Source organism: Shimazuella sp. NTD250 (assembly GCF_059510375.1).
In genome coordinates, this window is the sequence record NZ_JCAJZS010000005.1 from 161,467 (window position 1) to 184,698 (window position 23,232).

Below are 23,232 nucleotides of genomic sequence, written 5' to 3' on the forward strand. Positions count from 1 at the left end.
ATGATAGGATGAACATAGTACGAAAGGAGAAAAACATGAGTAACATACGTCCACCCAACTAAAAATTAATCCCTTATCTACCACGTCCTCCTCCCTTTTGAATGGTTTATCCATCATTTAAAAGGAGGGTAAAGGAATGCAAAATGTTTGGAAACTAAGATTTTTTTGTTTTTTTCAATCATTAATACCAGCTTATGTTATCGAACGGTTGTTTTGGGAGCAAAGAGGAGTAACTGTTCAACAAGTCATCTATACAGAAATTCTCTATGCTCTAACTATTTTAATCTTGGAAATACCAACAGGAGTTTTAGCAGACCTGTGGGGTCGAAAAAAGATGCTTGTGGTTGGTGCTCTATTATATAGCTTTGAATTTTTTCTCTTCATTTATGCTACACAGTTTTGGCATTTTGTTATTGTCATAATATTAGCAGGAGTTAGTTACTCTTTTCAAAGTGGATCGGAAAATGCGCTTTTATATGAATCCCTACAAGAGAGCAAACAAGAACACTCATTCGAAAAAGAAATAGGTATGATAGAAGTGTGTCAGCTTATAGGGGCAATTTTAGGGGCCTTGAGTGGTAGTTGGTTAGCAGACACCCATCCTCTGGAGATAAATTACTGGATTTCTCTCGTAAGTAGCCTATTTGCTTTTGGATTATCTTGCTTGCTAATCGAACCAGAGAGGAAACAACCCGCTTCTCTACCACCATCTGTATGGGTTTATACAAAAACAGCTTTGCTCTTTCTTCGAAATAAACCACATGTGATCGTGATTACATCTGCTGGCATGGTATTGGGAGCAAGCATCAATTTTATTCATGAATTTTGGCAACTTTATCTGCCTGAATTACAAATTCCAATCACTTATTTCGGTTTATTCTCCGCTAGTTGCATGCTTTTACAAATACCAGGATATTTATTTGTTCCTCTGATACAAAAACATTTTCATCCAACATCCTTCTTAATCTTTATTCAATCCGTATTTATTTTGGGATTATCCTATATTTCACTTGTCCATCATGTCTCAAGTCTATTCGTTTTTGGCTTCTTATTCCTAGTTTCCAGCATGGTCATCCCACTTGTTTCTGGATATCTCCATCATCGTATAGATGGTAATATGCGAGCCACACTTGATTCATTTCAATCATTAGGTTCAAATATTGCAGTGATGGGAATAGGACTAGGATTTGGTCATTTCACTTCTACTTCAAATATTTTTGGTGGATTTGGCTTTATGGCTTATTTTTGTTTGCTTTTTCTATTTGTTTTTTCGTTTGTCACCCTAAAAAAATAGAAGAAAAAGCATCAATTTATCATCGATCCCAGATGCAAGAAGAGCCATTCTGACCTATAATAAAGTTAATTCAGCATGAATCCAACACTAAAAACCGAAGCTGCCCGATAATGAGCAACTTCGGTTTTCTTAGAAAGGTGAAAGATCTTTTAATTTTGCAAAAAACTTAAGAAGGTCTTCTTCTTGCTTGTACAACTTTTTCACGGTTTCTATTAAAAACGTTGGAATTTGTCGTCCTTCTATTAAGGAATAGAATAGATGGTATCCTTCGACCAAGTGTTCCCACCGATAGTCATTTCCAGATTTCCGATATTCAGCAACATCAATTATTTTCGCATGACCTTCTTGAAATATCACATTTTCTAAATGAATATCTCTTGGATTTAACCCTTGTTTCCTTGCATATTCACGGGCTTGTTCCACTTCTTCAATAACTTTTGGACTTATCACAATGCCTTGTTCTAAACATTGGTAAAGGGTAAGTCCTTCTTCATAAGATAGTTTTAAAAAATTTGATCCCATTTCATAGCAGGTTGCATATGTCGAACAACCTTTTAATTGCTCATAAATCGAAAACTCAACTTCACACTTCCACTCTGCCTCTTCTACATAAATCTTGTAAACTGTATTTGAATCCGATTCATGCTGTACTACAGCCGCATCTGTACCTGTTCCTATCACCTTGAAGGATTCAGGGATCTGTAGAATATTTATTTTTGGTGAATCGACCTTCTTTTCTAATTGTATTTCATAAATTTCTTTGATGAGTATATCTCCCTCTATTGGGTCAGATTCCATACTAATTTTCATTCTCCCTTTTGGTTTAAAATAGGTATGGATCTTTCCAAACCTATTGTCCACTTTTTATTGCTATACTTATCATAACATTAATCGAATAATTACTTAAAGCGTTAGAAAGGAAGACATTTTATTGGTCAAAAGAAAATACGCAAATAGACCTAACTGGTATCGAATAAAAGAAAAAATATATTTCTCAAAGTCATCCAATGAATTTGAAGGTACAATTGCCTATTTAGGTTTCAAACAAGTAACCCCTCCATTGTGGAAACAATATTCCAATACATGGGTAAAGATATTAGACAAAAAATATTGGTGGATTCAATTTTTCCCAATTGATCAAAGATATACTGTAACGGTAATGATAGATGAAAAGAAATCTATCATACAATGGTACCTTGATATTTGCAAAGCACATGGAATCGGCAATAATGGTATCCCTTGGTACGATGATCTTTATTTGGATATCGTCGTGCTGCCAAATAAAAAAATAGAACTCCTTGATCATGATGAGCTTATCGCCGCTCAGAAAGATGGCTACGTATCTGAATCAGAGTATCAGATGGCTTTACATACTTCCACTAGACTATTAAAAAATATCGACGAACACCTCTTATCCTACCAAAAGCTATTAATGGAAGTACGAGAAGTAATAGATACTATTCCCCTCTGAAAATCTTCCCATGAGGTGAGGAAAATGAAATCTTCTTTTATCCGTATTGTTATCGGAGCTAATACTTACCAAAATAATCCTGATTGGATGCATACTCAAAAAAACGATTTAAATCTACTCAATCGAAGTCATTGGCTGGAACAGTTTGAAAAAAATAGTATTTCAGCTATTTTAGCAGAACATGTATGGGAGCATCTAACATATGAACAAGGAATACAAGCAGCTACTACTTGTTTGGAGTTTTTAAAACCTGGCGGCTACATCCGATGTGCTGTTCCCGATGGGAATTTTCCGGATCAAATGTATCAACAACTTGTCCAAATAGGTGGACCTGGACCAGCAGACCACCCTGCTGCTACGCACCAAATCGTATATACCTATCGAACATTACAAAAAATGTTTCATACAGTTGGATTCCAAACTAAATTATTGGAGTATTGCGACGAAAATGGTCAATTTCATCATCACCCTTGGAATCCGAACGATGGAGTTATCTATCGGTCTTTTCCATTTGATCACCGGAATCGAAAGGGTAGATTGGGTTTTGTATCCTTAATCTTAGACGCCATAAAGCCACTTAGATCGTAATACACATTCCATCTTTCCCAAACCAAACACCTTCTGGCAAAATATTTTTTGTTATATCTATATTGTGTGACATATGTGTGAATATCAATTTCTTCGGTTGTAGCTTCTCTCTTAGTAACAAAGCCTCTCTTACATCATAAATAGAACGTTTATGTTGAAATGGATAATTAGATTCATCTAGGTAGGAAGCACCTAAAATTAATAGGGAGAGGTGGTAGAATGGCTCCATTTGCTCAGAAGTCATGTGTATAACATCAGACACATATGCCCAACTACTTGCTTGATGGGAGAATCTTATGCCATAGGAGTAACCATTATTCCCATGATTCACACGATGAAAAGAAATATACACCTCATCTACATCCATTTGATGAAGAGGGGTAAAAAAAATATTTCTTTTTGGAGTAAGATAAGGGTATCGCTGTTTCAAAATATTTATGACATCAGGTGGACTGATAACTGTCAACTTTGATTCGTGCCAAAAACATAAATCCGCTAGATCACCTAACCCAGCTATGTGATCATTATGTGCATGGGTTATACAAAGGATATCGGGAATAAAGAGATCACCATCAATAAATTGCTGGCGAAAATCTGGTGAAACATCAACTAATATTTTTTTGCTCGCATGAATAAAAACACTAGGCCTGCTTCTTGTATTGGCTATGCTTTTGCATACATCACAACTACACAACATTCTCGGTACTCCTTGAGAATCACTAGTTCCTAAAAATTGTATCTTGGTTTCCATAGTTCTCCCCTTAGTTAAGGTGCACTGGTCAGCACTGCGACATCAATTATCCCCTTTAATAGAAAAAATGGAAGGAAAAAATACATGATACACGATGACATTAAATTAGCAAAACCAGCACAACGCGCACTTATAAACGCTGGATACACACATCTTGAACAACTCACAGAAGTTACAGAATCGAAGCTTAGCCAACTACATGGGATGGGGCCAAAAGCGATAACTAGGCTGCGCCAAGCATTAACAGCAAAAGGAATGTTCTTTGCAAAAGAGGATTAATCTTGTTCTAAAATCCATTGCACAGCATCTTTTAAACTATCAGCTATATAATCAGGTTCTATTTCCACCCATTTAAATCGATATTCCCTTAATGCCTCCATTCCAGCACCAGTCCTTACAAAAATACAACGACACCCCATTCGATTCCCTGCTACCATATCTGACCAACGATCTCCAATAACAAAAGATTCATCCCAGTTCAATTGGTGATCTTTCGCTGCCCGCTCTAATAACCCTATACCTGGTTTCCGACATGTACATCCTTCTTCTGGTTTATGCGGGCAAATATATACGGCATCAAATCCAAATGATAATAATTCTTTCTCAAACATCTCAGGCTGTGCCTCACCTCTTGCAATTCCAGGTTGATTTGTAAAAGTAAAGACAAAGAAACCTGCTTGTTTAAGAGAATGTATACACTTGAGAGTATGTGGAAATAAGATAAACTCACCTGGATATTGAACAGTTTTTCCTCCTCCTATTGTCCCATCACGATCCAAGAAGACTGCCTTATGACCTTTCATATCATCACTTCTCTTCATTTTTTGTCACAAAGCAGAAAAACTACTCTTTCTGAGTAGTTTTTCTGCTTTCATTCATTACGGATTAACCATTCAACTCGTGAAAAATCGAATTTCTGTTCCATTACTGAGAAGAGTTATTTTTATACCTATGAGAACATATAACAAACATGTATAATCAATTTTAATTCGCAAAGATGCAAGTAAAACTATATCTAGAAGGGAGTTGAATAACAGCATATCATTAGCCATCCGTAGTCAGTCACTCTTACTTTGGGTAGATTAAGTTCCCCATGGCTCAATGTCTTTCAAAATATTCTCATCCTTTCGTTGATTCTGATCTCAGATTATACTATATATTATGCAATAATCAACGCTCCAGCACTTATTTTTTGCACTATTACACAAAAAAATGTTCTTCAGAACAAAGGAGAGTACATATGATTTCATTTAAACCCCTTCGTATGTGGATGGCAGGTGAAGGGAAAGAAAAAACAGACCTAGCAAAAGATTTAGGCCTCAACGCCCGCACATACCAACGTATCTGGAAAGACGGGAATGTAACTACGGAAACAATCGATCGCATTTGTGAACACTATAACTTACCCATTGAAAAAGTTGTTATCCGAATTCCAAATAAAAAAAATGAACAATAAAAATGAGCGAATACCCTTAAGAATCTGATCAGCTAGAGGTTACATAGCCATATATTGGTATATTATCTTCTAGATATAGAATTCATACTTACCACACTTCTCTATTATACCTAAAATATGGATGCTAGTAAAATCTCTTTTATTATAATACATAAAAGAGATTGGAGGCTGACTTTCCACTCTGAAAAAGCCTTAGGATTGGAGGATTCCCACCAATGGATAGGATTTCTTTCAGGTTTCACCACATCCAATGCCGCAATCACTCTCACCCCTTCCAGCAAAATGTTTTTCAGAGCATCGCTGTCTCAATCCTAGTATTCCTCACAGATTTTTCTCATCTAAAAAATTTGCTAACAAAAGACAATCCCATAACAACGGCAATGATCATACAAGTCCAGAATAATATTTTATCTTGTTTGTCGAATTGCTTTTTATCCAATTTCATTCACCTATTTCTTATCAAGCCGAATGTATTGCTAATACCTATAGTATAAAATATATCACTAATCGAATAAGATAATCAGGACAGTATTTCATTTTCAAACCAAAAAACTGACCTTACTCAGAATAGAGAGGTCAATTTTTGTTTTTATTGTAATTCTCCAATTACTTCTCCAGATTTATCAATCTGTTTTGCTGATCGTATAACGGTAGATTTAAATTTCCATTGACCATCTTCTTTTTTAAGCGTATGTTCTGCAATGATGCGATTATTTTTAAACCGGGGATCATCATTGCTATTAATTGTATCTTGTTCCACTTCAATAACAGCAGTATCGCCATCAATTGAAATAACTTTAAACCTTTTCAGAGTTGCATGAAGATCAAAATTTTCAAACGCATTTTTCATCGTATTTTCGGTCTGAGTAATGACATTTGGATCAGCCTCTTTCGACAACATGCTCATATACTTCGTAAGATCCTTGTCATTCATAGCTTGAAAATTATCTTCAACCGTTTGCTTTAATGTTGTCTCTTCAGAAGGCTTTCCACAAGCAGTAGATAGAAATAATAACATCAAAATGAGTACGATACTTAGTCTTCTAATCTGTTTTGTCATGATGACATCCTTTCTTGTTCATAAAAAAATCATTTTTGATCGTATTCATTTTATATTATAAAATATTATTTTTATATACTAGATTGTGAATTGTCATCTATTTCAACCTCTATTTTATCCTATGCCTTTTTTATTCAACCTCTCACATATAATTTTCCCCTTACTTTTCCAAACATAAAATAGTAAAAGAGGAAGATAACGAAATGTAAAATAGCGAGTGCTAAATAAATATTACTAAATACAATTCCTTTAGAACTCGTGAACACTAGATTCCAATGTGTGTAAGACCCTGCATCCAACACTTTACTATAAATAGCAACACCAACAGATTGGGAAATGAAACTTAACATTTGTAGAATACCCATCCCTACACCTCCCTGTTCTTTTGGTAGTGTTTGTGAGGTTGAATTTTGTAATACAATAAGCATAAATGACTGGCCAATATAACCAAAAACCAAAAAAATTGCGATTACCCACATTGGACTCCCAACAAATGTTGATAGCAAAATAAAACAGATGAATAATAAACTAAAAGACAAAAAATATAAATTAGAGTTCCCTTTTAAATCTGCTAATTTTCCTCCTTTTCTTCCGAAATAAGCTGAAGCTGTTGCTGCCGGAACCATTGCAAGTCCAATCCATGATGTAGGTAGCTTCTGTACTTGGGATAATAAAAGAGGAGTTAAAAAATATAAACTTGTTCCAATACCATTAATAACAAAGGAAAGCCCTAAATAAACCACATAATTTCTATTTGAAAATAATCGAGTTGGAAAGAAAGGATTTTTTACTGACTTAATCCGAATGACAAAAAAACAAATTGCAACACATGCACATATAAATAACCATCCTATTCCATTCGTAACACCTAATAAGACTGATATCACTGTTATTGCAAATAGCATTGCACCAATTCCATCAAATGTCCCTGTAGCCGCCTGCCGTTCTTCATCTAAGTATTTACGATAAATAGGCAATGTTGCCAATATAAGTACAGGAACAGCAAACAACCACCTCCAATTCACAATACTTGCTATAAGAGCTGAAACAACTGGCCCAAGTGCACTTCCTAAAGCCAAACCTGTAGCCATCATTCCTAGTGCCTTTCCTCTATTCTCTGGAGGAAAGTACCGCACTGGGATTAAGGTTGCTACTGCTGGTATCACAGATGCCCCGATGGCTTGCAAACACCTTGCAAAAAGAGCTACCCAAAACGTATGGGAAGATAAACCTACAAAAGAACCTATTGTTAGAATAATCAATCCAAAAGTGAGTAGATTTTTTAATTTATACTGATCGGCAAGTTTTCCGTAGGTAACAGTGCCAATTGCATAAATAATTACATATGAAGTGGAAAGCCAACTTACTTGAGAAAAAGAAAGTTTAAATTCCTTACTGATTTCAGGTAGAACATAATTAAATATGAGCACACTTATCGACGATAGAGTTAAGGTGAACATTACAATACGCATTAATATTTCACCTTTTTGTTGAGAATATTCCGAATTCATCGGTAGTAACCTCCGCTCCTAGTTTTTATCATTATGAAACAAAAGAAAATAGTAAAGATATCCTTCCTACCCTATCTACTGTTTTGAAATTAGTGAGAGGTTCGTAGGTTATTTCCCATCACATTATCCCTAGTCTTTGAATAACGTGATGGGAAACTACATTCATACAGTTTTACTTGCATTTCGTTTCTTCTAACGCATTTCTAGACATCTGTTTAATCAACTGAAGAAATAAATCCGTCTGCTCCTCTGTAAATCCTTTGGAAAGTGTTTTCGACCAGTAAGCCAGTTTTGTTTTGATAAAGTTTTGCATCTTTAATCCTTTGTCGGTTAAAGTCACTAAATATGCTCTGCTGTCTACAGGTGAACGTGTTCTTTTTACATACCCTAATTTCTCCAAACGACTAATCGCACGAGCAGTAGCCGCCTTATTGATAAAGAGATTCGCAGACAATTGCTCTTGTGATATCCCATCTTCTTCATACAAATTAACCAAAAAAATGTACTCAGAGGAATTGATATCATACTCTTTTAATTCTCGATTGAGATAAATTTGAAATTGGCGATGGATTACGGAAATCCATCTTGCTATGCTTTCATTCAATACAATCTTCTCCTTTTCTATGGTTGACTAATCAACTATAGAAAATATATACCATTTAAGTTGATTAGTCAACCATTGATTTTAACTAATTTTATTTTCTACCATTCTTGTGTAAGATAGAGATAAATGTAAATGAAATAAACCGAGGAGAGACAAACTCAGAAAATGGACACAGTCACATCTACCATCATTAATTTCGTTTTAGTTTTAGTACTGGTGCTACTAAATGGCTTTTTTGTCGCAGCAGAATTTGCATTGGTAAAAGTACGAACAACCCGTATTGCACAAATCATGACCAAACGTGGAAAAATGGCCCAAACTGTTTTGAAAAACTTAGATGCTTATCTCTCTGCTACTCAACTAGGTATCACGCTCGCATCACTCGGATTAGGTTGGGTTGGAGAACCCACACTTGCAAAAATATTGGAACCTATCCTTCACTATTTTCATCTACCCGAATGGTTAAACCACACCATATCTTTCGTCATAGCCTTTTCAGTCATTACATTTTTGCATATTGTTATAGGAGAAATGGCTCCAAAATCATTAGCTATTCGACGTTCTGAAACAACAACTTTATGGACAGTTACCCCATTACATTGGTTTTATATTGTATTTAAACCTTTCATTATCGCTTTAAATAGCTCAGCCAACTTTGTTCTTAAATGGCTTGGAATAGAACTACAAGATGATCATCAACAAGTACATACAGAAGAAGAAATTCGAATGGTAATCAAAGAGAGCCATAAAAGCGGTATTATTGATAAAGCAGAACTCACCCTTTTTGATAATGTCTTTGAATTTACGGACCGCGTCGTACGTGAGATCATGGTACCTCGCATCAAAATAGTTGGATTAGATATACAGGATTCCTCCGAAAAACATTTAGAAACCATACTTAATACCAAATTAACGCGGTTCCCTATTTATGACAGAAATAAAGACCAAATTTTAGGGGTTATTCTTCTTAGAGATTTCTTTGAAACAATAGTCAAAGAGAAAAAAAATATCCCAATCCAGTCACTTATGCGCTCTATACACTTCATTCCAGAAACAATTGAAATAAAAGATGCCTTTATACAAATGCAAAAAGCAAAAAGTCACATGGCAATTGTAGTAGATGAATATGGTGGTATATCTGGATTAATAACGATAGAGGATATCATCGAAGAAATATTTGGAGAAATTCAAGATGAATTCGATAACGAACGCCCTTTCTTTCAAGATACGGAAAAGGGAGTTTCCATTGAGGCTCGATTATTAATTGAAGATGTGAACAAATACTTTCACCTTCAGATAAACGATGAGGAAAATGATACTATTGGAGGCTGGCTATTCTCTCAATTTGAAAGGATACCCAATGTTGGCGAAGAATTAAACTGGAGAGATACGACATTTATCATCGAGAAAGTAAACAAACAGAGCATCGAACGTATTTTGGTGAAAAAAACAGAGGAAAAAATAAAAAGCAAAACTCTTGAAGAAAGAAGCTAGCAATTGCTAGCTTCTTTCTATATTTATATAGAGCTACAAAGAGCTAATTCTCTGCGGCCAAACTCTACACGAGTTGGCCTGGCTTCTAACTCGGAAGGGTAAAAAAGAAGTAAATAAACCCCACCGAAAAGAAACCCGCGAAGATGTATCCCCAAATTCGAGACACATTGGCGCGCTCCAAGAGCACAGCCAGTGCCAAAAGCACCAAAAGCACACCTATTTTAAAAATCATCATGGCACCATTCTCAATGTGGACAGCATCTCGTATTGTTATATTACAATAAAAAACTTCAAAAAATGAAGTTTTTTAATAAAAATATAATGCATCTTTTTCTTTATGATCTGCTCTCCCATATTTAATTTATTGAAAATTATAAAATCCCTGAAACACCACCATCAATATTTATCGATGTACCCGTTACATAAGAAGCTGCATCTGATGCTAGGAAAGCAATCACTTTAGCAGCTTCCTCTGTCTCCCCAATACGACCTAGTGGAATTTGATGTTCGGCTTTGGTTGAAAATTGTTCCCAGTTTTGTTCTGGTGCTTGTTGTTTCCATCGTTTTTCGATTTGATCACTGCGGATCAATCCAATACAAACGGTATTGACTCGAATGTTATCATGCCCTAAATCTTTGCTCATTGCTTTCGTCAAAGCCAATCCTGCTGCCCTACTAACAGTTGTAGGTAAAGAAGATGCTGGAGGTGTTTTGGCAAGAACTGCTGTTACATTCACAATCGCTCCTCCTCCTGCTTGACGCATAAAAGGAATGGCATATTGTGAACAATGGATAGCCCCAAATAACTTTAAATCAAGATCCTGCTGCCAAAGTTCTGTTTCTACTTGTTCGAAGGGATTTGCAGAAGAGGTACCAGCATTATTAATTAAGATATCAAAGCGACCAAAATGTTCTGCTGTTTGCAATACGATTTTTTCACAGTCCTCTTTTTTCGTTATATCTGCTAGCGAATAATATAATTCACTACCTGTTCGCTGGAAAACTTGCTCTGCCGCTTTCTCTAGTGACTCTGGGTTCCTAGCACATATTGCTACATTTGCTCCCTCCTTAACAAGTTGTATAGCTGTATGTAAACCGATTCCCTTGCTGCCACCTGTAATTAATGCAACTTTACCATTCAATCCTAGATCCATTTTCATACTCCTTTACCCATTTCATTGTGATTGTAGATAAGATAATTTCGTTTCACTGTAGGAATAGAAACCACAACACTTGCTCCCTCACCTACTTTGCTATCTATCCAGATTATACCCTTATGTGCTTCCACTAATTGCTTTACAATGGCTAAGTCGATTCCATTTTTACCAAATACCATTAAATACCAAATCAACTGGCAAACATTCCTTAAAAAGGAAGTGTACACTAGAAATGAAGCTAAATTATTCGTGATTGTACAATATGTCTCTTCTCAGAATAAAGCTTTTTAAAAAAATAAAAATCAAACAGTACAATTGGCTAGGAATTTTGTTAGAATTCTAGTTGAAAGGAAACGAAAAGTACATCTTCATGTCAATCCAAAGCTATAATAATATGATGTGATAGCATTACTGAAAAAATTTCCTTCCCCTTCCACCAAAATACGGATTAGCAGAAAGATTTCTGAGCTTTATTTTGGTAAATAATAGTTTTGAGAAATGTATAAATAGGAGGAGCTATCCAAATGCCAAATGATCAAGCTAAAAAGGAGACACCATGGAAAGATTTGCATGGACCTAACTTGGCTTACATCTTGGGCCAGTATGAACAATATAACAATGATCCTGAATCTGTAGACTCCACCTTAAAAGTTCTTTTTGAACAATGGGGTTCTCCAGTTATGGTGGAGAACAACCAACCAACGTTAGAGATGGAAACAGACGTAAAAAAGGTCATTTCAGCAGAAAAATTAGTGCAATATATCCGCACTTATGGTCATTTATCTGCAAATATTAACCCATTAGTAAAACAAGAACATGCACTCCCTAGCCATAATGAATATGGATTGAGTGAAGAAGATTTAAGTAAAATTTCAGCAGAATTAATTTGGACGGGTTCCACTAACCATGTATCCACAGCATTAGATGTCATTCAACATCTACAAAATGTTTATACAAAGTCGCTGGCGTATGAATTTAGCCATGTTCATAATCAAGAGGAACGAGAATGGCTTTATTCGAATGTAGAAACGAAAAAATTCCACCCTGACTTTTCTACCGAAATACGATCAGAACTAATGAAAAGACTGATGGAAGTAGATGAATTCGAGAAGTTCTTGCAACGTACATTCACTGGTCAAAAGCGTTTTTCCATAGAAGGTGTAGACATGTTAGTACCCATGATTGATGAACTGATTCGAACCAGTTCTCAAATGGGCGTTCGCCATGTCATGATGGGAATGGCACACCGTGGTCGCTTAAACGTACTAGCTCATATTCTTGGAAAACCATATGAAAAAATATTTTCTGAATTTCATCACTCTACCAACAAAGATATTGTTCCTTCGGAAGGATCCATGGGAATTAATTTTGGTTGGACCGGAGATGTGAAATACCATCTTGGTGGAGATCGAAATATTGATGGCAAGGACAGTTTTCATATTCGTTTGACCTTAGCCAATAACCCAAGCCATTTGGAATTTGTAAATCCTGTAGTGGAAGGATTTACCCGTGCAGCTCAAGAAGACCGAAGCAAACCAGGCTATCCTGTGCAAGATACAAGCAAAGCAATTGCGTTATTGATTCATGGAGATGCTGCATTTCCTGGAGAAGGAGTAGTACCAGAAACCCTAAACTTAAGCCAATTGACAGGATATCGCACGGGTGGAACCATCCATATTATCGCAAATAACCAGTTGGGCTTTACTACAGATACAAGAGATTCACGATCAACTGTTTATTCAAGTGATCTTGCCAAAGGTTTTGAAATCCCAATTGTCCATGTAAATGCAGATGATCCTGAAGCATGTCTAGCTGCGATTCGCCTTGCTTTCGAATATCGGACACGTTTTCAAAAAGATTTCCTAATTGATCTAATAGGATATCGTCGATTTGGACACAACGAAATGGATGATCCAACAGTTACTCAACCACTCATGTATGAAATTATCCATAATCATCCAACTATCAGTACACAATATGCTGAAAAACTTAGTTCTTCAAAGGTGATCAAAGAAACGGAAATCAAACAATGGCTAGACAACATAAGAGGAAAATTACAAACTGCACATGAAACAATGAAACAAGGTACTGATGAAGAAGCAGATCACTACCCTAAATCAGTGTTAGAACCAGCAACGAAAATAAAAACTGGTGTTTCGATGGAATTGCTCAAAGAAATCAATCATTCTTTGCTAAAGAGACCTGAATCTTTTACCTCCTATCCAAAATTAGAACGTACATTATCGAGACGAATTAACTTATTAGAGGATGAAGAGAAAGTGGATTGGGCATTGGCGGAGACATTAGCATTTGCTACGATCCTAAAGGAAGGTACAGCAATTCGATTTACCGGTCAGGATACCGAAAGAGGAACATTTGCTCACCGCCATCTTGTATTGCATGATAGCAAAACGGGAAAAACATTTAGTCCATTGCATACCATTCCACACGTGAATGCAGCTTTTGGAATCCATAATAGTCCGCTATCGGAGGCTTCCGTACTCGGATTTGAATATGGTTATAACTTTTTCGCACCAAAAACTCTCACTCTGTGGGAAGCACAGTACGGGGATTTTGCCAATGCTGCACAAGTGATCATTGATCAGTTCCTGTCAGCTGGACGTGCAAAATGGAGGCAAGATTCTAGTTTGGTCATGTTATTACCACATGGTTATGAAGGACAAGGTCCTGAACATTCAAGTGCACGCTTGGAACGCTATTTACAATTAGCAGCTGAAAATAATGTTGTCATCGCGAATTTAACAAGTGCAGCTCAATATTTTCATCTTTTACGTCGTCAAGCTTCTATGATTGGAAAAGAAGAAGCTCGCCCATTAATTTTAATGGCTCCTAAAAGCCTTATTCGGAGCAAACGAACAATTTCACCTAGTATCGAATTAGAAAATAACTCCTTCCAAGCCATCAAAGAAGAAATTGACTTAGGAGAAAAAGCAAATCAGATAAAACGATTGATTTTATGTAGTGGAAAAATTGCAATTGACCTATCAGCGGAACTAGAGGCTTCTCCAGCTCAAAAAGACTGGCTACATATTATCCGTGTGGAACAACTATATCCGTATCCTAAAAAAGAAATTCAAGCGGTAATAAAACGGTTTAAAAATCTACAAGAAGTTGTGTGGGTGCAAGAAGAACCGAAAAACATGGGTGCATGGACATATATGGAACCTAAAATTCGCGAAACAATATCTAATCATGTTTCCACCCGCTATATCGGACGTCCAGACCGTTCAAGCCCAGCTACAGGAAAAGCAAATGTACATGATATTGAACAACAACAAATTCTCACAGAAGCTTTGCATGTTGAACCATAATTGCTTAATTTCAGGAGGGATCAAACATGATTGAGGTAAAAGTACCAAATCTCGCAGAATCAATTACAGAAGGAACTATTTCAAATTGGGTTGTAAAAGAAGGAGATCATGTCAAACAAGGCGATATCCTACTAGAACTTGAAACAGATAAAGTAAATATGGAAGTTTCTGCTGAACAAGCTGGGGTTGTAAAAAAAATCATCAAACAAGTAGGTGAAAATGTAGAAGTTGGAGAAGTAATCGCCCACCTTGATGAGAACGCTAGTACAGAAGCTACTTCTGAAACAAAAACTAACGAAAGTTCAGAGACCAATACTCCCGCTTCCCAGACTAAGGAAGAAACAAAATCAACCCAATCTATTCCAGATAAACAAGATTCCAGCAGAAAGAAAACAAACGCATCACCAGCAATGAGAAAATTGGCCAGAGAAAAAGGCGTAGATGTGGATGACCTTCAAGCTGAACTGTACAAAAAAGACAATGGAAACGAACAGAAAAACGTACAGCAAGTCTCACAACCAATCTCTCCTGCACAAGAAGAAGTTAATACAAAACCTGTAGAACGCAAAAAAATGACTCGCAGACAACAAACGATTGCAACTAATTTGGTGCAATCCCAGCATAATGCAGCTATGCTCACTACCTTCAATGAAGTAGATATGACCAAGGTAATGGACATACGCAAAAGAAGAAAACAAGCGTTTATCGAAAAACACGATATTAATTTAGGGTTTATGTCATTTTTCAGCAAAGCAGTTGTCGGTGCCCTAAAAGCATTTCCAATTATTAACTCCGAAATTGATGGGCAAGATATTCTTTACAAAAAGTACTACGACATAGGAATAGCTGTAGCTAATGATGCGGGTCTAGTGGTTCCAGTTGTGAGAAATGTCGATTCTCTTACTTTCGTAGAAATAGAACGACAAATTGGCTCTTTAGCAAATAAAGCACGTACCAATAAATTAACATTAGATGACTTAAAAGGTGGTACGTTTACTATTACCAATGGGGGAGTATTTGGATCATTATTCTCTACCCCGATCCTCAATGCACCACAAGTAGGAATTTTAGGTATGCATACGATACAAAAAAGACCAGTCACCATAACTACCGCAGATGGTGATAAATTGGAGCATCGTCCTATGATGTACATTGCTCTTTCTTATGATCACCGTATTGTAGATGGTAGAGAAGCTGTTGGCTTCTTAGCTACCGTTAAAAAACTGATTGAAGATCCAGAGTTGTTGTTATTAGAAGGATAAAAAACCGAACTAAAGGGTCACCCTGTCGCTGGCGACAGGGTGACCCTTCTTTTAAATTTCTTTTCATTCTTCCAATCCTAAGTCTTTTCGAGGATTTCCGACCATTTTTGACGGATTGATATGTTTATCAAATTCCTGTGCTGTAATGAAGCCGCTAGCAATAGCTGCCTCACGCAGCGTTATATCTTCTGAAAATGCTTTGTGGGCAATGGCAGAAGCCTTATCATAACCAATAAGCGGACTAAGAGAAGTAACCAACATGAGCGATTGATTTACATATTTTTCAATTCCTTGCTCGTTAAGGTATATCCCTTCTATACTATATTTTTGCCATTTTTCACATGCATCAGCGAGAATCCGACTGGAATGCAGCACATTTTTGGTAATAATTGGTCTCATCGTACTTAGTTCAAAATTTCCTTGTGAACCCGCAATAGCAACTGCATTGTCGTTACCAATAACTTGTATACATACCATTATCATGGCTTCTTCTTGGGTCGGATTCACCTTTCCAGGCATAATCGATGACCCAGGTTCATTTGCAGGTAGTCTTAGTTCATTAATCCCAGCTCTTGGCCCAGAACCAAGCCAACGGATATCATTGGCAATCTTCATGAGCGCTACTGCTAGTGCACGCACAGCTGAACTAGCATTTACCATTGCATCCAAAGATGCTTGAGCTGCAAATTTATTTGGTGCTGTAATAAATGGATGATGAGTAAGCTGGGCGATCTCTTCCGCTATATTCACCCCAAAATCAGGAAGTGTATTGATTCCCGTTCCTACTGCTGTGCCTCCAGCAGCAAGCTTATATAGTCCTGACATAGAGCCTTTAACGAGCTGGAGAGCATCTCTTAATTGAGTAACATAACCAGACCACTCCTGTCCGACCGTTAGGGGAGTGGCATCTTGTAAATGTGTTCGACCTATCTTAACAACATCCACCCACTGAACTGCTTTCTTCCATATCTCTTTTATCAATGCTTCTACACTAGGAATCAGACGATTGGAAAACTCTAATACAGTAGCAATATGCATGGCAGTTTGAAACGTATCATTGGAAGACTGAGACATATTAACATGATCATTCGGATGGATGGGATCTTTCGTGCCCAAAATCCCTCCTACCTTCTGGATAGATCGATTGGAAATGACTTCATTTACATTCATATTGGTTTGCGTGCCAGAACCTGTCTGCCAAACATACAATGGAAATTCTTCATCCAACTGACCTGCAATCACTTCATCGGCTACCTCCATAATTATCTCAGCTTTTTCTTTTGACAGAACACCAGCTTTTCCATTCACTTTTGCTGCAGCTTTCTTCACATACCCATATGCATGATAAATTCCCAGAGGCATATGGTCATCTCCAATGGAGAAATGAATCAATGATCGCTGTGTCTGTGCTCCCCACAATTGAGCTGCCGGTACTTTTACTTCTCCTATCGAATCGGTTTCAATGCGAAATTTCCCACCTTCAACCATATCACCTGCTGAATACGTGTTATTCTCTTTCACAAAAATTCCTCCTAAACGACATTGTAGGTCCTCCGGAATAAAAACAAGAATAGTTATTTCTACTATAACTTTTCCATTTGATCGTAATTTCACCTTCGGGCCCTCTGATCCATACATTAAGGTAAAAGGAGTGTGTTGGATATGCCGAACATAGATATTTCCCTATCCAAAAGAAGGCTGTATTTATACAAAGGAAATAAACTCATCAAAAGTTATCCCATTGGAATTGGTAAAATACTTACCAAAACTCCCATTGGCAATTACGTCATTATCAATAAAGTCACTTATCCCTACAGCAGACCCGGTGGTCGCCTTAGCCCTTATGGAACCTTATGGATGGGACTATCCCGCAAAGGTTACGGAATACATGGTACAAATCGCCCCTCTTCTATTGGTAAAATGGTGTCAAAAGGATGCATCCGAATGTACAATAAAGACGTAGAAGACCTCAGTCGAAAAGTTGGAATTGGTACACCTGTAACAATCCATAAATGAGAGCTCTATCTTTACAGGAACAAATTCCTAGTTTTCAAAGAAATAACAACTTCAAAAATGGACAAACTTATTCTACTGCAATCCACATACTAATCATTCACACTATTTGATTGGAAACTGGTTTGATGTTATTGGTATGGAAGTACACCCTCGCAGTCGTCCCTCTTGAAAAACGCTAAAATACTCAAATAATTCTACTTTGTGCAAAACAGTAGGCAAGTACTCCGGCAGCGTATCCACTACTCCTCTATTATCCGAGTGAAGTATCCACGAAACTTCTTTCCAATCTAGGATTCCTTCTCGATTTTTAATCGGTGTTTCCAATAAATATTCAGGATGCAGTTCTACAAAAAATAGATACATTCCTCCTCTTGTATTTTCCTCTTCTGGCCATGTAACTATGCCTTTAAAATTAACTTGAGAGACTTGTATTCCCGTTTCTTCTTGAACCTCTCGAATAATACACTCTTCAGGTGTTTCTTCTTTTTTTATTTTCCCACCGACTCCATTCCATCTACCCATCCAAACTTTTGCTTCTTTATTTATCAAAAGAATCTTATCTGCTCTTTTTATGATGCAAATGGTATATGGCAATTTATAATAGATGTTGTTCAAATAAATACCACCTTTCAACTAATACACATATTTTATAAGATAAAAACATCCATTTGTTATGATTTAACCTTTAATGTATTATGAAAATACATAATACATTAAATTCCAACACTTTTCCAATAAAACTGTACTGTTTGGGTATTTCTTATCTAGTAAACTTTTGAAGTAACATAAAAAAGCCCTCCAACTACAGAAGGCTTTGGCTAAAAAATCATTGAACATGACTTTCTTTTTCCTCGTTATAATATTTGACAGAATACATAGATCCTTCCCATACCATATTGTTATCCCGTTCATCACAAGGTTCTGGATTACCTATTTTTCTTTTTAGTTCTTTGTTATGTTCTCGGTACGATGTAGATGTATTCTGTTCAAATAAATGTTTAAGTTTGTAAAATAGTTTACGTCTATTCCTTTTGTCTGCTAGTAAAAAGGTGGCAAAACCAACTGTGGACAAGGTGAAACCAGTTAAAAATGCTCTTCTTCGTTTGGACATCCATTCCCCTCCTCTTACTTACTCTACCCATACTGATTATTATCCATCCTATTATTTAAGATTCGAAAAAAGCTACTATGATAAGTAGCTTTTTTAATCGTCAAGTATTGATTCCATTTTTAACGGGTTATACTTAAGTTGTAATCTAATAATAAAAATATTTCCAAATAAAATAACAAAAGATATAATAGATATGGCACACTTCATCTAATAAAAAGAAGCAAATTATTTTTTGGAATATTGGAATAATTTTCAAGTCCTCTGGGAGGTTTGATTCATGATAGTGTCTCTTCCTTACCATACTGAAGATGGGAAACACAATCATACTGATGTAAGGCGGATAAGTACAAAAGTTGCTATTTTAGGAGCCGGTCCAGCTGGACTGGTATTAGGTCTGCTGCTTCAAAAAGAAGGAATAGATTGTATTATAGTCGAACGCCAATCCCAAGATTATGTAGAATCTAGAGCTCGAGCAGGATTTATTGAACATCATATTGTAGAATTCATGAGAAAAAATGGATTTTCAGACGGATTAGATAGCAAAGGTATCCCCCACACCATCTGTGAATTTCGACATAATGGACATCGTTATACCATCCCATATGGTGAAGTCGTTAATGGCTTCCATTGGGTATACCCCCAACAATTTGTTGTACAAGACTTAATTCGGTTATTCATCTCTCGCGGAGGGCAAGTACTATTTACTCATTCAGCCGTAGAAATAAAAGGGTTGGAAAGTAGTCGCCCAGTAGTAACTTGTTCTTCCCAAAAATCTACTGATACACTTTTGGAAATAGAATGTGATTACATAGCTGGCTGTGATGGATTTCATGGCATCAGCCGATCATCGATTCCGCAAAACGAAGCCGAAATATTTTCCAAACAATATGGAATTGGATGGTTAGCCATTCTGGCAGAAGTACCCTCTTCAATGGAAAAAATCATATATGCATTGCATGAATCTGGATTTGCTGGGCAAATGCCACGAACATCTAAAATCACTCGATTTTACTTAGAATGTCCCCCAAATGACACTGCTTCTAATTGGTCTGATGATCGAATATGGGGAGAACTCAATAAACGCTTATTTGGTGAAGTGGATGAGAACCTAGTCAGAGGACCATTGATTGAAAAGCGCGTTCTTAACATGCGCAGTGTTGTGATGGAGCCCATGCAATTTGGGAAACTCTTTCTCGCTGGTGATGCTGCTCACATTATTACTCCTGTAGGAGCAAAAGGAATGAACCTAGCAATTGCAGATTCTGATGTCCTAGCAAAAGCCCTCATCCACTATTATCACAATAAAGACGAGACACTATTGAACCAATACTCAACTATGCGATTGCCACACATATGGAAAACGCAAGAGTTTTCAGATTGGATGATTCGGTTGATTCACAATACGGTCGACTCAAACGAAAATAAATATTTAGCCTTTTCGGATCGCTTGCGTCAAGCCAGACTTAAGAGATTACAGAAAGGAGGCTCATTTGCAACATTATTTGCCGAAGACTATGTCGGCTATTTTAAACCATAATCTATGTCATTTGAAAAGATAATTATAAATTTAAGTGAAGGGTAGAAGCATCAAATGAAAGTGAATCAATTTCACTTAAATACGCTTGGAAAATTCATCGTTCAAACAACATCTTCCATCACAAAGTTAATTGAGATATTTTTCGAGGTGCAACTAAAAGTAAAACTGATCTATCAACATGAAATGGTCGAATGCCCAAAACATCTTAAAAAGCACCATCAGATACAATCGGATAGGCCAATTTTGCGTGAAATTTGTTTAATTGATTCCGCTGACCGCCCCTTTATCTATGCGGAGACACTTTTTTATAAAGAAAATATGAATGTTAATATCGTGAATGAACTATATGATACAAATACACCAATTGGCAAAATTATCGAAAAGAATAAACTAGAATTTTATCGGGAAATTTTAGAATATGGATTCATTCAAGATTCAAGAATAGCCAGACATCTTGGATTGGACAAGAATGATTGGATGATTTACAAAGTTTGCAGTACCCTCCATCAGACAAAAAACGTATTTTTAATTTGTGAATATTTCCCGATAAATCGTTTAAATCTTTTGCAACGATAAAATGAAAAAAATGATTTCAAATCCTCATCTATCTATTGATGAGGATTTATTTTCTGCAATGTAAAACCACCCCAAGTGGGTGGCTCTCATAAACTACATAAATGTAGATGGTTACATTATATTTTTTTAGAATCTGCTCCTATCTAAACCCATTTGAATTGGTGGGTCTGAAAGGAGACTTGAATCCAAAATATCATACCATTTCTCTTGTTCCGTGCGTCGTGCCTCCCAATTAGTATCTTGGCTTTTCTGTCTTACTTTATTACGATATGCACCCCAAGCCGCTTCATTTTCAAACATCACAATATGCTCCACGCTGTGTACGTCCACACCAATTGTTCTAACATACCACTCTGTTTTCAATACCATCTCAAGTCCGTCATAAAACCATTGCTCACGGTCCTGCATCCATTTCCAAAATTCACTAAGGTTTGCACGAGCATATGCAGTAGGTTTAAATCTGTAAGTTAAATATAACATTGATATCATCCCCGCTGATGTTTTTGAGCTTTATTACTAACTTGACCATGAAAGATCAAGTGCTTCAGGTCTAGTAGCGAATTGATTCTTCCAATGCTCCGCAACAGATATATTGTGTTCAAATGCTACCTGATTACTTACCAATTCCGGTTTGTTCTGTATAGGAAGGATAACCATAGCTAAAGGATAGAGCATGGCTCCTCTTCTGACCTTGGATTCCCAAGCAGAAATAGAGAGATGTATATTCCGAATACCATGTTGTGAAGCCCAATCTAAAGCTGCATACTGGGTAAGAACATAATAAGAATAAGGTGGATTGTCTTTTTCAGAACCCCAATATCTTCCATACAACCAATCTCGATGTCGATAAAAAATAGCAATTGCTTTAACTGTACTATCGACACGACACAGTGCTACCACTGCTTTTTCTGCAACCCTACTTTCGAATTGAGCAGAAAAAGTGCGAGCCATCCATTCTAATCCTCCACTAGACCCATACTTTCCACGATTTGCTGCAATGAGTCTAGCTGCTAATTGCAGTATTTCAATGTCTAAAGGTTTCCACTCAACCGTTGCGCCATAGGACTGAAAGCTTTTGATTTCCTTTAACCATTTTTTTCGATCACTTCGCTTAGCAGATTTTGTTAATTCAAGAAATCCACCTGTCGGAACATGCAGGATTGGGTCTGCTGAATGTAAAATAACTCTGGCATCTGGACAATATGCAGCAATTTTATTTGCATCATGTAAAGACAAAAAAGGCCAGATTATCCCCGAGTAATTTTTCTTTCCTGCATACACTCGTGCGGATTGAATCAATTGTTTCATAACAAACTTTTCCTGTCTTCCATTTATACAAATTAGGGAATTCGCTGTAACCCTATGTCCTCCCAACCATAAATACTGCTTGTCCCAAACACCAGGTAACTCACCAACCAATTGGGAAAGAGAGAATAGATTATCTCCAGCAGATGGACCTTTCCAAGTAGGAATAGCACCTAAAATTTTATCTTCGTTTTTTTCAACAAAAATTGGATTTTGACCATGTGCTAATTCTAAAGATTGTATCCATTCATAAGTAGAATAAAAACCACCTGACCCAACTAAGGAATTCCAACTATCCGGGGAAATCTGATGAATGGTAGGTATAATATCGATTGATATCTCCCCTTTGATGCAACTATTTCGATGCATCTCATCTCAAGTTATTTTTAATCCCATTTAAAAATTATTTTATTTTCTTTTTATATAAATATAGGAGTATTTAATATAAAAGTAAAGAAAGAGCGATCTATACGAAATTTTCTGATCAATAATTTATATTTTAAAATGCGTGAGGACTCCATCCAACGATGAAAACACACACTTTCTTCATATATACCTTCTACTCTAAAGCTCAATTTTCATATAACCTAATATTAAGTAATCGAATAAGAATAAAATTGTACAGATTTTAACTGTCAGAGGAGGATTTACAAGGTAAGGTAAAATAGACATAGTTCCATTATAAGTTCACTTATTTTTTACAACCC

24 protein-coding genes are annotated in these 23,232 nt (G+C 36.5%); 11 read left to right on the top strand and 13 right to left on the bottom strand.

The features are described 5' to 3' along the window. Positions 1-136: 136 nt before the first annotated feature. Complete coding sequence (locus AC5WOF_RS14175) at positions 137-1,294, top strand: MFS transporter (protein ID WP_496050596.1); 1,158 nt, start codon at positions 137-139, stop codon at positions 1,292-1,294. A 129-nt stretch (positions 1,295-1,423) separates the two neighbouring features. Here the strand turns inward: AC5WOF_RS14175 and AC5WOF_RS14180 are convergent, their stop codons facing one another. After that, positions 1,424-2,104: a serine/threonine protein kinase gene (locus AC5WOF_RS14180; RefSeq protein ID WP_496050597.1), complete on the bottom strand. Its 681-nt coding sequence runs from the start codon at positions 2,102-2,104 to the stop codon at positions 1,424-1,426. Positions 2,105-2,225: 121 nt separating this feature from the next. Here AC5WOF_RS14180 and AC5WOF_RS14185 point away from each other — a divergent pair, with 121 nt between their 5' ends. Next, positions 2,226-2,765 carry a ribonuclease FAU-1 family protein gene (locus AC5WOF_RS14185; protein ID WP_496050598.1) on the top strand — a complete coding sequence of 180 codons (540 nt, stop codon included), beginning with the start codon at positions 2,226-2,228 and terminating at the stop codon, positions 2,763-2,765. Between the two features lie 24 nt (positions 2,766-2,789). Next, positions 2,790-3,353, top strand: a complete 564-nt coding sequence (locus AC5WOF_RS14190; protein ID WP_496050599.1) for a class I SAM-dependent methyltransferase — start codon at positions 2,790-2,792, stop codon at positions 3,351-3,353. Here the strand turns inward: AC5WOF_RS14190 and AC5WOF_RS14195 are convergent. After that, on the bottom strand, positions 3,343-4,104 hold the full coding sequence (locus tag AC5WOF_RS14195; RefSeq protein ID WP_496050600.1) for an MBL fold metallo-hydrolase: 762 nt from the start codon (positions 4,102-4,104) through the stop codon (positions 3,343-3,345). The genes AC5WOF_RS14190 and AC5WOF_RS14195 overlap by 11 nt on opposite strands. An 84-nt stretch (positions 4,105-4,188) precedes the next feature. On the opposite strand from AC5WOF_RS14195, the gene AC5WOF_RS14200 reads away from it, so the two are divergent. After that, the gene (locus AC5WOF_RS14200; RefSeq protein WP_496050601.1) at positions 4,189-4,383 is read left to right on the top strand and encodes a helix-hairpin-helix domain-containing protein; all 195 of its coding nucleotides are present in this window, start codon (positions 4,189-4,191) and stop codon (positions 4,381-4,383) included. Here AC5WOF_RS14200 and AC5WOF_RS14205 read toward each other — a convergent pair. Next, positions 4,380-4,907: an HAD-IIIA family hydrolase gene (locus AC5WOF_RS14205; RefSeq protein WP_496050602.1), complete on the bottom strand. Its 528-nt coding sequence runs from the start codon at positions 4,905-4,907 to the stop codon at positions 4,380-4,382. The two genes, AC5WOF_RS14200 and AC5WOF_RS14205, sit on opposite strands and share 4 nt — an antisense overlap. A 437-nt stretch (positions 4,908-5,344) precedes the next feature. On the opposite strand from AC5WOF_RS14205, the gene AC5WOF_RS14210 reads away from it, so the two are divergent. Then, entirely contained in the window at positions 5,345-5,560 is a 216-nt protein-coding gene (locus AC5WOF_RS14210) for a helix-turn-helix domain-containing protein (RefSeq protein ID WP_496050603.1), read from the top strand. Between the two features lie 589 nt (positions 5,561-6,149). Here the strand turns inward: AC5WOF_RS14210 and AC5WOF_RS14215 are convergent. The 3 genes from AC5WOF_RS14215 to AC5WOF_RS14225 form a co-directional block, all read right to left on the bottom strand. Next, positions 6,150-6,620, bottom strand: coding sequence for a Cif family virulence factor (locus tag AC5WOF_RS14215; RefSeq protein WP_496050604.1), 471 nt, complete (start codon positions 6,618-6,620; stop codon positions 6,150-6,152). 134 nt (positions 6,621-6,754) lie between these two features. After that, on the bottom strand, positions 6,755-8,131 hold the full coding sequence (locus AC5WOF_RS14220) for an MFS transporter (RefSeq protein ID WP_496050605.1): 1,377 nt from the start codon (positions 8,129-8,131) through the stop codon (positions 6,755-6,757). A 172-nt stretch (positions 8,132-8,303) separates the two neighbouring features. Continuing rightward, positions 8,304-8,735, bottom strand: coding sequence for a MarR family winged helix-turn-helix transcriptional regulator (locus AC5WOF_RS14225; protein ID WP_496050606.1), 432 nt, complete (start codon positions 8,733-8,735; stop codon positions 8,304-8,306). Positions 8,736-8,900: 165 nt separating this feature from the next. On the opposite strand from AC5WOF_RS14225, the gene AC5WOF_RS14230 reads away from it, so the two are divergent. Then, positions 8,901-10,229, top strand: a complete 1,329-nt coding sequence (locus AC5WOF_RS14230; RefSeq protein ID WP_496050607.1) for a hemolysin family protein — start codon at positions 8,901-8,903, stop codon at positions 10,227-10,229. A 371-nt stretch (positions 10,230-10,600) separates the two neighbouring features. On the opposite strand, the gene AC5WOF_RS14235 is transcribed toward AC5WOF_RS14230, so the two are convergent. Both AC5WOF_RS14235 and AC5WOF_RS14240 read right to left on the bottom strand, forming a co-directional pair. After that, complete coding sequence (locus AC5WOF_RS14235) at positions 10,601-11,383, bottom strand: SDR family NAD(P)-dependent oxidoreductase (protein WP_496050608.1); 783 nt, start codon at positions 11,381-11,383, stop codon at positions 10,601-10,603. Between the two features lie 2 nt (positions 11,384-11,385). After that, positions 11,386-11,580: an ATP-binding protein gene (locus AC5WOF_RS14240; protein ID WP_496050609.1), complete on the bottom strand. Its 195-nt coding sequence runs from the start codon at positions 11,578-11,580 to the stop codon at positions 11,386-11,388. Positions 11,581-11,910: 330 nt separating this feature from the next. On the opposite strand from AC5WOF_RS14240, the gene AC5WOF_RS14245 reads away from it, so the two are divergent. Then, the gene (locus tag AC5WOF_RS14245; protein WP_496050610.1) at positions 11,911-14,718 is read left to right on the top strand and encodes a 2-oxoglutarate dehydrogenase E1 component; all 2,808 of its coding nucleotides are present in this window, start codon (positions 11,911-11,913) and stop codon (positions 14,716-14,718) included. Positions 14,719-14,744: 26 nt separating this feature from the next. After that, positions 14,745-15,980, top strand: a complete 1,236-nt coding sequence (gene sucB, locus AC5WOF_RS14250) for a dihydrolipoyllysine-residue succinyltransferase (RefSeq protein ID WP_496050611.1) — start codon at positions 14,745-14,747, stop codon at positions 15,978-15,980. A gap of 63 nt (positions 15,981-16,043) precedes the next feature. On the opposite strand, the gene fumC is transcribed toward sucB, so the two are convergent. Continuing rightward, positions 16,044-17,501: a class II fumarate hydratase gene (gene fumC, locus AC5WOF_RS14255; RefSeq protein WP_496050612.1), complete on the bottom strand. Its 1,458-nt coding sequence runs from the start codon at positions 17,499-17,501 to the stop codon at positions 16,044-16,046. A 141-nt stretch (positions 17,502-17,642) separates the two neighbouring features. Here fumC and AC5WOF_RS14260 point away from each other — a divergent pair, with 141 nt between their 5' ends. Next, positions 17,643-17,996: a L,D-transpeptidase gene (locus AC5WOF_RS14260; RefSeq protein WP_496050613.1), complete on the top strand. Its 354-nt coding sequence runs from the start codon at positions 17,643-17,645 to the stop codon at positions 17,994-17,996. A gap of 102 nt (positions 17,997-18,098) precedes the next feature. On the opposite strand, the gene AC5WOF_RS14265 is transcribed toward AC5WOF_RS14260, so the two are convergent. Further along, complete coding sequence (locus tag AC5WOF_RS14265) at positions 18,099-18,611, bottom strand: NUDIX hydrolase (RefSeq protein ID WP_496050614.1); 513 nt, start codon at positions 18,609-18,611, stop codon at positions 18,099-18,101. A gap of 211 nt (positions 18,612-18,822) precedes the next feature. After that, the gene (locus AC5WOF_RS14270; RefSeq protein ID WP_496050615.1) at positions 18,823-19,107 is read right to left on the bottom strand and encodes a YbyB family protein; all 285 of its coding nucleotides are present in this window, start codon (positions 19,105-19,107) and stop codon (positions 18,823-18,825) included. Positions 19,108-19,384: 277 nt separating this feature from the next. Between AC5WOF_RS14270 and AC5WOF_RS14275 the strand changes: the two genes are divergently transcribed. Both AC5WOF_RS14275 and AC5WOF_RS14280 read left to right on the top strand, forming a co-directional pair. Continuing rightward, on the top strand, positions 19,385-20,644 hold the full coding sequence (locus AC5WOF_RS14275) for a 4-hydroxybenzoate 3-monooxygenase (RefSeq protein WP_496050616.1): 1,260 nt from the start codon (positions 19,385-19,387) through the stop codon (positions 20,642-20,644). A 54-nt stretch (positions 20,645-20,698) separates the two neighbouring features. Continuing rightward, on the top strand, positions 20,699-21,220 hold the full coding sequence (locus AC5WOF_RS14280) for a chorismate--pyruvate lyase family protein (RefSeq protein WP_496050617.1): 522 nt from the start codon (positions 20,699-20,701) through the stop codon (positions 21,218-21,220). A gap of 126 nt (positions 21,221-21,346) precedes the next feature. On the opposite strand, the gene AC5WOF_RS14285 is transcribed toward AC5WOF_RS14280, so the two are convergent. Both AC5WOF_RS14285 and AC5WOF_RS14290 read right to left on the bottom strand, forming a co-directional pair. Then, entirely contained in the window at positions 21,347-21,700 is a 354-nt protein-coding gene (locus AC5WOF_RS14285; RefSeq protein WP_496050618.1) for a hypothetical protein, read from the bottom strand. 36 nt (positions 21,701-21,736) lie between these two features. Beyond that, positions 21,737-22,894 carry a GNAT family N-acetyltransferase gene (locus AC5WOF_RS14290; protein WP_496050619.1) on the bottom strand — a complete coding sequence of 386 codons (1,158 nt, stop codon included), beginning with the start codon at positions 22,892-22,894 and terminating at the stop codon, positions 21,737-21,739. Between the last annotated feature and the right edge of the window lie 338 nt (positions 22,895-23,232).

What these genes read in the sequence shown, in the direction of transcription:
- AC5WOF_RS14175 (WP_496050596.1), top strand. Translation starts at nt 137, where the DNA reads ATGCAAAATGTTTGGAAACTAAGATTTTTTTGTTTTTTTCAATCATTA.
- AC5WOF_RS14180 (WP_496050597.1), bottom strand. Translation starts at nt 2,104, where the DNA reads ATGAAAATTAGTATGGAATCTGACCCAATAGAGGGAGATATACTCATC.
- AC5WOF_RS14190 (WP_496050599.1), top strand. Translation starts at nt 2,790, where the DNA reads ATGAAATCTTCTTTTATCCGTATTGTTATCGGAGCTAATACTTACCAA.
- AC5WOF_RS14195 (WP_496050600.1), bottom strand. Translation starts at nt 4,104, where the DNA reads ATGGAAACCAAGATACAATTTTTAGGAACTAGTGATTCTCAAGGAGTA.
- AC5WOF_RS14200 (WP_496050601.1), top strand. Translation starts at nt 4,189, where the DNA reads ATGATACACGATGACATTAAATTAGCAAAACCAGCACAACGCGCACTT.
- AC5WOF_RS14205 (WP_496050602.1), bottom strand. Translation starts at nt 4,907, where the DNA reads ATGAAAGGTCATAAGGCAGTCTTCTTGGATCGTGATGGGACAATAGGA.
- AC5WOF_RS14210 (WP_496050603.1), top strand. Translation starts at nt 5,345, where the DNA reads ATGATTTCATTTAAACCCCTTCGTATGTGGATGGCAGGTGAAGGGAAA.
- AC5WOF_RS14215 (WP_496050604.1), bottom strand. Translation starts at nt 6,620, where the DNA reads ATGACAAAACAGATTAGAAGACTAAGTATCGTACTCATTTTGATGTTA.
- AC5WOF_RS14220 (WP_496050605.1), bottom strand. Translation starts at nt 8,131, where the DNA reads ATGAATTCGGAATATTCTCAACAAAAAGGTGAAATATTAATGCGTATT.
- AC5WOF_RS14230 (WP_496050607.1), top strand. Translation starts at nt 8,901, where the DNA reads ATGGACACAGTCACATCTACCATCATTAATTTCGTTTTAGTTTTAGTA.
- AC5WOF_RS14235 (WP_496050608.1), bottom strand. Translation starts at nt 11,383, where the DNA reads ATGGATCTAGGATTGAATGGTAAAGTTGCATTAATTACAGGTGGCAGC.
- AC5WOF_RS14245 (WP_496050610.1), top strand. Translation starts at nt 11,911, where the DNA reads ATGCCAAATGATCAAGCTAAAAAGGAGACACCATGGAAAGATTTGCAT.
- sucB (WP_496050611.1), top strand. Translation starts at nt 14,745, where the DNA reads ATGATTGAGGTAAAAGTACCAAATCTCGCAGAATCAATTACAGAAGGA.
- AC5WOF_RS14260 (WP_496050613.1), top strand. Translation starts at nt 17,643, where the DNA reads ATGCCGAACATAGATATTTCCCTATCCAAAAGAAGGCTGTATTTATAC.
- AC5WOF_RS14270 (WP_496050615.1), bottom strand. Translation starts at nt 19,107, where the DNA reads ATGTCCAAACGAAGAAGAGCATTTTTAACTGGTTTCACCTTGTCCACA.
- AC5WOF_RS14275 (WP_496050616.1), top strand. Translation starts at nt 19,385, where the DNA reads ATGATAGTGTCTCTTCCTTACCATACTGAAGATGGGAAACACAATCAT.
- AC5WOF_RS14280 (WP_496050617.1), top strand. Translation starts at nt 20,699, where the DNA reads ATGAAAGTGAATCAATTTCACTTAAATACGCTTGGAAAATTCATCGTT.
- AC5WOF_RS14285 (WP_496050618.1), bottom strand. Translation starts at nt 21,700, where the DNA reads ATGTTATATTTAACTTACAGATTTAAACCTACTGCATATGCTCGTGCA.
- AC5WOF_RS14290 (WP_496050619.1), bottom strand. Translation starts at nt 22,894, where the DNA reads ATGCATCGAAATAGTTGCATCAAAGGGGAGATATCAATCGATATTATA.